The sequence below is a fragment of the Luteibacter sp. genome (assembly GCF_051958795.1).
Taxonomy (GTDB): Bacteria; Pseudomonadota; Gammaproteobacteria; order Xanthomonadales; family Rhodanobacteraceae; genus Luteibacter.
This window is the reverse complement of record NZ_JBQCFT010000023.1, coordinates 1-2,516: the sequence shown is the minus strand read 5'-3', so window position 1 is coordinate 2,516 and position 2,516 is coordinate 1. Positions and strand designations below refer to the sequence as shown.

At 66.9% G+C, this 2,516-nt stretch carries 3 protein-coding genes; 1 reads left to right on the top strand and 2 read right to left on the bottom strand.

Annotation, left to right across the window (positions count from 1 at the left end):
- The coding region (locus tag ACTHLF_RS01520) for a LytTR family DNA-binding domain-containing protein (protein ID WP_440324222.1) at positions 1-289 on the top strand (289 nt) is incomplete at its 5' end.
- A 105-nt stretch (positions 290-394) separates the two neighbouring features.
- On the opposite strand, the gene gstA is transcribed toward ACTHLF_RS01520, so the two are convergent.
- A complete protein-coding gene (gstA, locus tag ACTHLF_RS01515; protein ID WP_440324220.1) occupies positions 395-1,003 on the bottom strand; it encodes a glutathione transferase GstA in 609 nt (202 codons plus the stop codon).
- 137 nt (positions 1,004-1,140) lie between these two features.
- The coding region (locus tag ACTHLF_RS01510; RefSeq protein ID WP_440324218.1) for a chemotaxis protein CheW at positions 1,141-2,516 on the bottom strand (1,376 nt) is incomplete at its 5' end.

Genomic DNA, 2,516 nt, shown 5'->3' with positions numbered 1-2,516 from the left:
GCTTCGCCTGGCGCTGGCGCAGATCGAATGGTTCGCCGCCGACGGTGACTACGTGCAGGCGCATACCGCCGAGCGGAGTTACCTGATGCGGGACAGCCTCTCGCATCTCGAACGAACACTGGGCGCGGGTTTTCTGCGGGTGCACCGCTCCACCCTGGTGAACATCGACGCAGTGCTTCGCGTCACCACCGGCACCGGAGGCCAGTTGCTGCTGACCATGCGCAACGGCGCGGAGCTAGCCGTGGGCCGGCGCACGCGTAAGACCGTCCGCAACGTGCTCGGCACCTGACGTGCGCGAAGCCGCGAGATCTGCCCGTTCGCGTTGCGTGCTGGACACCCTCCAGCATGTTCGCCGCGCGGCATCCGGCCGACGCGGCGCGGGTCGGCGTCGGTCCTACTTGAGCAGCCCCTCGGCACGCATCGCATCCTGCACCGACGGCCGCTCCGCAATGCGGCGCAGGTACCGGGCCAGGGCCGGGAAGGGGTCCAGGTCGAGGCCGACCCGCGCAGCCCACTGGGTCACGGTGAACAGGTAGGCGTCGGCAACCGTGAAATGCTCGCCCAACAGGTACGACTGCTTGCCGAGAATGGCTTCGATATAGGCATAGCGGCGCGTGAGGTAAGCGGTCCGCTCGGCCCGGGTCTCGTCCGGCGTCGCCGGATTGAACAGCGGGCTGTAGCTCTTGTGCAGCTCGGAGTTGATGTAGGTGAGGATCTCCTGCAAGCGGTAACGGGCCAGCGTGCCGTGGGGTGGCGCCAGTCCACTCTCGGGCTTGAGATCGGCCAGGTACTGCACGATCACCGCGCCTTCGGTGAGCACTTCGCCGTCATCCAGGCGCAGCGCCGGCACATAGCCCTTGGGGTTCACCTCCATATAGTCCTCGCCCGAGGCAGTGACCTTGGTGGCGCGATCCACCTTGTCCAGCGTGATGGGGATACCGGCCTCGTTCGCCACGATGTGCGGCGACAGCGAGCAGGCGCCGGAAAGGTAGTAGAGCTTCATAGGGTGTCTCCTTGGTGGGCGGGCGGTTGAGCGTGGCGGGTCCGGGCGGGACACGGAAAGTCAGTGCGTCGCCTCGGCCGGTGGAAACGAAGAGCCCGCCAGCTGGCGGGCTCTTCGTTTTACGGTGCGAGCAGCGATCAGCCGAGCAGCACGCGGTTCATGCGCTGCACGAACGCGGCCGGATCGGGAAGCTGCGCGCCGGCGGCGATTTCCGCCTGCTCCAGCAGCAGCGTGGCCAGGTCCCCCGCCTTGGTCTCGTCCGTCTCGGCCTCGACCCGCTTGAGCAGCGCATGGGCCGGGTTGATCTCCAGCGTGGGCTTGGACTCGGGCATGGCCTGACCAGCCTCGCGCAGCAAGCGGGCCAGGTGCGGGGCCATCTCGTAATCGCTCAGCGCGAGGCACGAGGGCGAATCGGTGAGGCGTGCGGACACCTTGACGTCGCCCACGCGGTCGCCGAGCAACTCCTTGAGCTTTTTCAGCAGCGGCTCGGCGCGGAGCCAAATCGTACGGTCGGTGACCGTGTCGGGTAGTTCCTCCCCGACGCATGCGATGACGACATCAGCCTTGTCGTCGTCCGCATCGTCGATGACGCGGTAGCCGGCAGCTTCGATCAGCGGCCGCAACATGTTCTGCATCCACGGATCCCAGCCGGGGACCAGGCAGACCAGTTGCTCGACCTGTCGGGCCGCGGCGCCGACATATTGCGCAAAGAGCCAATGCGCATCGACCAGTTCGGCAGGCTCATCGTTGATGAGCGACACGCCGCTGACCTCGCCGGGGCGATCTGCGTGGATGATGTCGTTGTCGATCGATGCGAAGTCGAGCACTTCGGAGAAGGCGTAGCCAATCTCGTTCTTGCCATCATTGAGGCGGAACAAACGAACCTTCTCATGCGGGAGATCGGCGCTGGCGGCACCCCCGAGTGGCAGGATCACATCGCCGACCTGCACGCGTAGCTGGCCCGCGCTTTCACGGATCGCGCTTGCGGATACCTCTTCTATGCGATCGACGATCGCCAACCGAAGCGCCTTCCGGCCGCCGTCGAGTCCGCGGAAGAGGAGTACCGGGGTGGCCTGGGAGGTAATGGTTCCGGAACCTTCGGCGATCCGCGCCGCGCGCTCCTGCGCTTCAAGCCGCACGCCACCGACCTCGGCGAGGCCTGCCGGATCGAACAGCAGGATTGGGCGACCGTCGTCGGCGAGCGTGGTCCCGGCATAGAGGCCGGTCGCCATCACCGCGGGGGCGACAGGCTTGACGACCAGTTCCTCGTGATCGTGGATGCGGTCGACCGCCAGCGCGTAAACGTCGCCGCCGGCCGGCCGAAGCACCACCAGGCTGCGCTCGGTCTCGGGGACCTCGCTGTCGAGGCCGAGAACGTCGGCCAAGGCGACTTCCGGAACCCGGCGCCCGCGAATGGTGGCGACCCCTGCCCCGCCCAGCTTCTCGAGCTTCACCGACTCTCCGTTGGCGCGGACGATCTCGTCGATCGCCGAACGTGGGATGGCGAAATGCT